This window comes from Saccharospirillum sp. MSK14-1, from assembly GCF_003054965.1.
GTDB lineage: Bacteria > Pseudomonadota > Gammaproteobacteria > Pseudomonadales > Natronospirillaceae > Saccharospirillum.
Genome location: NZ_MIES01000030.1, coordinates 1 through 624 on the forward strand (window position 1 = coordinate 1; position 624 = coordinate 624).

The window sequence follows — 624 nt, forward strand, 5'->3', positions numbered from 1 at the left end:
AGTGCAAGATACCTGCTAAAAGCAGGTGGGTTTCCCCATTCAGACATCTCCGGATCACAGGTCGTTTGCCACCTCCCCGAAGCTTTTCGCAGGCTACCACGTCTTTCATCGCCTCCAGTTGCCAAGGCATCCACCCTGTACGCTTAGTCGCTTGGCCATATAACCCGAAGGAGTGTCCCAGATCGGTCTTTTGCTTCCAGCTCGTCGTTGATTCGGTGCTCACTGCTCATGTGCTTTTCAGCACACTGCGCGGCTGCGCTCCGAGTCGCCTCGAACTGAAACCAAAATCCTCGCTCTGTTCTGCTCGCTCGCGCATATGAGCGACGTCTTGAACGACAAAGATATTGCTACGCTTGGTTTCAATCAGACTTCTTTCTTTGAGAAAACTTCAATCAGATTGTTAAAGAACGCCTAAAGGCCAAATCGATCGCTCGATTCAGCCTCTAAGAAGTAATTCGTTGTGGACACTTGCGGGTCTTGGTTTAAGGAGGTGATCCAACCCCAGGTTCCCCTAGGGTTACCTTGTTACGACTTCACCCCAGTCATCAACCACACCGTGGTGAGCGCCCAATGTTAAGCTACCCACTTCTGGTGCAATCAACTCCCATGGTGTGACGGGCGGTG

General features: G+C 51.8%; 2 rRNA genes. Both read right to left on the reverse strand.

The features are described 5' to 3' along the window. Positions 1-157, reverse strand: a 23S ribosomal RNA gene (locus BGP77_RS08930); the annotation flags it as partial. Positions 158-483: 326 nt separating this feature from the next. Next, positions 484-624 (reverse strand): 16S ribosomal RNA (locus BGP77_RS08935); the annotation flags it as partial.